Consider the following 4,625-nt stretch of genomic DNA (forward strand, 5'->3'; position numbering starts at 1 on the left):
TTTTTTATTACACCTATGTATCAATCAAGCACTACTTTAATTGTTAATAAAGAAAATAGCAATTCAGAAACGCAATTGTCTAATAGTGATGATATAAATTATGTCCAAAAGCTAGCTTATACATATAGTGAGATAATAACATCTAGATCCGTAATTGGAAAAACTATAAGTCAGTTGGGATTAGATATTTCCTACAAAAAGTTAGCATCATGTGTAACCGTTACTAATATAACTAATACCCAAATAATAAAAGTAGATGTTCTATATAAGGATCCTAAAACTGCTAGAGAAATATGTGACACGATTCCAGCTGTTTTTGATAAAGAAATCCAACGAATAATGAAGGTAAGTGGTGTAGAAGTTATAGATAAGGCTATAGTTTCTAGTTCTCCAGTAAAACCAAATAAAATCAAAAATGTTATTTTAGCAAGTGCATTTGGCGTTCTTTTAGGTATATGCATAGCGATTGTTCAATCTCTGATGGATACAAAAATAAAAACTTCATCAGATATTAAAGAACATTTAGATATACCTGTTTTAGGTATAATACCAAAGCAAAAATAATTGGTTTATTAGGAGGTAATGATGAGAACTATAGATAAATTAGATGGAAAATCGCCAGTAGTAGAAGCTTATAGAAGTATTAGAACTAATATTGAATATGCTAATTTAGATAAAAAATTAAAGGTCATCTTAGTAACTAGCACTCAACAAAATGAAGGAAAAAGTACAATTACTGCAAACTTAGCTATTAGTTTTTCTAGTTTACAGGATAAGAAAATACTATTAATAGATGGAGATTTAAGAAATCCAAGCTTACATAGGATATTTGAACTGAGTAATTCAAAAGGGATGATGGATGTTTTAAAAGGAGACAAAGCTTTAGATAAAGTAATTTATCACCTACAAAAAGTAAAATTAGACTTATTGACAACAGGTATAATGCCTCCAAATCCTGGAGAAGTACTAGTGACAGATAGAATGAAATCATTTATAGAAGAAATAAGAGAAGATTATGATTATATTTTTATTGATTCACCACCTGTAGGAATAGTATCAGATGCAAGTGTACTTTCACAGCTAAGTGATGGAGTTGTATTTGTAATATCTTCTGGAGAAGTAGAAATGGATTTTGCCAAATTAGCTAAGGAAAAGTTAATGAATGTAGACGCAAAAATTTTAGGGGCAGTATTAAATAAATACGAAAGCCATAACTCAGATTATGGATACTATTATGGTGAATACTATGGAGAAAAAAAGAAAAAGAAATTAAGTAAAAAGAATATATTTAAAAGAAAAAAACGTTTAAAAATTAAAAAAGCTTAAAAATACATGAAATGAAAAATAAATTTATAATATGGAAATTAAATTATAAAAGGGTTATTAAATGAGGGGAGTATTTAATTAGGAGGAGGTTACAATGAATAAAACATCAACTTTTAAACGTAAAAATAGAGTTGAAACTAAGTTTTATGCTTTTGTAAAAAGGACGCTAGATATATTAGTAGCTTTTCTCGGTATTGTAATTTTATTTCCTATTTTTTTGATTATATCTATAGCTATAAAAATAGATTCAAAGGGGCCAGTTATATTTAGTCAGAAGAGGTATGGCATAAATAAAACTACTTTTAATATTTATAAATTTAGAACTATGGATGTTTCGGCACCTAAAAATGTGGCTACTAAAGATTTAGGAGATTCGAAAAAGTACATAACGAAATTAGGAAGCATACTTAGAAAGACTTCTTTAGATGAACTTCCACAGCTTATAAACATTTTAATTGGACAGATGAGCATCATAGGTCCTAGACCTGTAATTTTGGAAGAATATAACTTAATAAATGAAAGAGAAAAATACGGTGCAAATGATGTGAAGCCAGGACTTACAGGATGGGCACAGGTTAATGGAAGAGATATGTTAGATGATGAGACAAAGGCAAGGTACGATGGAGAGTATGTAGAGAACTTTGGTTTTTTTATGGATTTGAAGTGCTTTTTCAAGACTATATTTCTTGTGTTCAGTAAGGATGGGATTGTTGAGGGAAGTGAAGCATCTGAGAATGATTTAGAAGAAAATACTATTGGTATTAAAAATATTTCAACAAAATAAGTATAATTATGACAAGATAGGAGAGGAAGAGACTGTGTTTAAAGATAAAACTCTTTTAATAACGGGGGGTACTGGTTCTTTTGGAAATGCTGTATTAGATAAATTTTTAAATACAGATATAAAAGAAATTAGAATTTTTTCAAGAGATGAAAAAAAGCAAGATGATATGAGACGTTTATATAATAACGAAAAGATAAAATATTATATAGGAGATGTAAGAGATGCATCTAGTATAAAGGATGCCATGTATGGTGTGGATTATGTATTTCATGCAGCTGCTTTAAAACAAGTTCCAAGTTGTGAGTTTTTCCCAATGGAGGCTGTAAAAACAAATGTCATAGGAACTGATAATGTTTTGACAGCATGCATAGATTCAGGAGTAAAAAAAGTTATATGCTTATCTACTGATAAAGCTGTTTATCCTGTAAATGCTATGGGAACATCTAAGGCTATGATGGAAAAAGTATTAGTTGCAAAATCTAGAAACGCATCATCAAAAAAGACTGTTATATGTGGAACAAGATATGGAAATGTTATGTGTTCTAGAGGTTCTGTTATACCTTTATTTATAGAACAAATTAAAGCTGGAAAACCACTTACTGTTACAAATCCAAATATGACTAGATTTATTATGAGTTTAGAGGAAGCTGTTGATCTTGTTATGTTTGCTTTTGAACATGGAAAAAGTGGAGATATTATGGTTCAAAAAGCTCCTGCTTGTACTATTAAGGTATTAGCTCAGGCGGTAAAAGAATTGTTTAATGCAGATAATCCTATAAAAATAATAGGAGTTAGACATGGAGAAAAAATGCATGAAACATTACTTTCAGCTCAAGAACATCAGGTAGCTATAGATTTAGGTGAATTTTATAGAGTACCTGCTGATAATAGAGACTTGAATTATGATAAGTATTTTATAGAAGGAGATAATGAAATCCCTAATATAGAAGAATTTAATTCATATAATACGAGAATTTTAAATGTTGATGAAGTAAAAGAAAAATTACTTTCTTTAAAATACATAAGAAAAGAACTTGAAAATTGGAGTGAAAAAAATGAAAGTATTAGTAACAGGAGCGAAAGGGTTTATAGCTAAGAATTTAATTTGGGAACTAAAGCAAAATAATATAGATGTTTATGAATTTACAAGAGATATGACTGAAGAGCAGTTAGATAAATTTACCCTAGATTGTGAATTTGTATTCCATTTAGCTGGAATAAATAGACCTAAAGATGAGAGTGAATTTTATATTGGAAATACAAAATTTACTCAAGTTTTATTAGAAAAATTATTAAAAAATAAAAATAACGCACCTATTTTATTTACGTCATCTATACAAGCAGAAAAAGAAAACTCCTATGGTGTGAGTAAAAAGCAATGCGAAGATTTGATATTCAAATATGGAGAAGAAAATAATGTAAAGACACTTGTGTATAGATTGCCTAATGTATTTGGAAAATGGTGTAAGCCTAACTACAATAGTGTAGTAGCGACATTTTGTAATAATATTTCTAGAAATTTAGATATAAAAGTAAATGATCCTAATACTGTCATGAATTTAGTATATATAGATGATATTGTAGAGGAATTTATAAATGCATTAAATTCAAATGAAAATAGAGTAGGACAATTCTGTAAAATACCTATATCTCATGAAGTAACATTAGGAAAAATTGAGAAACTTATTCGTTCCTTTAAAGAAAGTAGAAATAATTTACAGGTGCCAAATATGAATAATCAATTTGAGAAGAAATTGTACAGCACTTATTTAAGCTATCTTCCAGAAGATGAATTTAGTTATCCATTAAAAATGAATTTAGATGAAAGAGGATCTTTTACAGAATTTTTAAGAACAATAGATAGAGGTCAAGTATCTGTAAATATTTCAAAACCAGGTATAGTAAAAGGCAATCATTGGCATCATACAAAAAATGAAAAGTTTTTAGTAGTAAAGGGTAAAGCACTTATACAATTTAGAGATATAAATAGCGATAATATTATAGATTATCATGTAAATGGTGAAAATTTACAAGTTGTGGATATTCCACCGGGATACACTCACAATATAATCAATGAAGGTAGTGAAGATTTGGTAACAGTTATGTGGGCAAATGAACCTTTTGACCCTAAAAATCCAGATACATATTATCTGAAGGTTTAATTGGAGGATTATATGAATAAATTAAAAGTAATGACAATAGTAGGTACAAGACCTGAAATAATAAGACTGTCACAGTGTATAAAGGTTTTTGATAAGTACTTTAATCATATATTAGTACATACTGGACAAAATTGGGATTATAACTTAAATGAAGTATTTTTTAAAGAATTACAATTAAAACAGCCTGATTACTACTTAAATACAGTAGGTGAAAATCTAGGAGAAACTATGGGAAATATAATTTCAAAATCATATGAAATTATGCAAAAGGAATCTCCAGATGCAATTGTAATTTTAGGAGATACTAACTCTGCGCTTTCGGCTATATCAGCTAAAAGATTAAAAATTCCTAT

General features: G+C 28.6%; 6 protein-coding genes. All 6 read left to right on the top strand.

Features of this window, described 5'->3' with window-relative positions:
- The coding region (locus tag MR593_RS05335) for a YveK family protein (RefSeq protein ID WP_290690538.1) at nucleotides 1–564 on the top strand (564 nt) is incomplete at its 5' end.
- Nucleotides 565–585: 21 nt separating this feature from the next.
- Complete coding sequence (locus MR593_RS05340; RefSeq protein ID WP_290690541.1) at nucleotides 586–1,326, top strand: CpsD/CapB family tyrosine-protein kinase; 741 nt, start codon at nucleotides 586–588, stop codon at nucleotides 1,324–1,326.
- Between the two features lie 94 nt (nucleotides 1,327–1,420).
- Nucleotides 1,421–2,110, top strand: coding sequence for a sugar transferase (locus tag MR593_RS05345; RefSeq protein ID WP_290690543.1), 690 nt, complete (start codon nucleotides 1,421–1,423; stop codon nucleotides 2,108–2,110).
- A gap of 34 nt (nucleotides 2,111–2,144) precedes the next feature.
- Nucleotides 2,145–3,206 (top strand): polysaccharide biosynthesis protein, encoded by a 1,062-nt coding sequence (locus MR593_RS05350; RefSeq protein ID WP_290690544.1) that lies wholly within the window; start codon nucleotides 2,145–2,147, stop codon nucleotides 3,204–3,206.
- Nucleotides 3,166–4,272, top strand: a complete 1,107-nt coding sequence (locus tag MR593_RS05355; RefSeq protein ID WP_290690547.1) for a polysaccharide biosynthesis C-terminal domain-containing protein — start codon at nucleotides 3,166–3,168, stop codon at nucleotides 4,270–4,272. The genes MR593_RS05350 and MR593_RS05355 overlap by 41 nt, the downstream gene beginning before the upstream one ends.
- 12 nt (nucleotides 4,273–4,284) lie before the next feature.
- Nucleotides 4,285–4,625, top strand: a 341-nt coding sequence (locus MR593_RS05360) for a UDP-N-acetylglucosamine 2-epimerase (RefSeq protein ID WP_290690550.1), incomplete at its 3' end; no start/stop codon positions are given.

Origin of the sequence: Intestinibacter sp. (genome assembly GCF_022780145.1) — a bacterium.
Lineage (GTDB): Bacteria > Bacillota > Clostridia > Peptostreptococcales > Peptostreptococcaceae > Intestinibacter.

What these genes read in the sequence shown, in the direction of transcription:
- MR593_RS05340 (WP_290690541.1), top strand. Translation starts at nt 586, where the DNA reads ATGAGAACTATAGATAAATTAGATGGAAAATCGCCAGTAGTAGAAGCT.
- MR593_RS05345 (WP_290690543.1), top strand. Translation starts at nt 1,421, where the DNA reads ATGAATAAAACATCAACTTTTAAACGTAAAAATAGAGTTGAAACTAAG.
- MR593_RS05355 (WP_290690547.1), top strand. Translation starts at nt 3,166, where the DNA reads ATGAAAGTATTAGTAACAGGAGCGAAAGGGTTTATAGCTAAGAATTTA.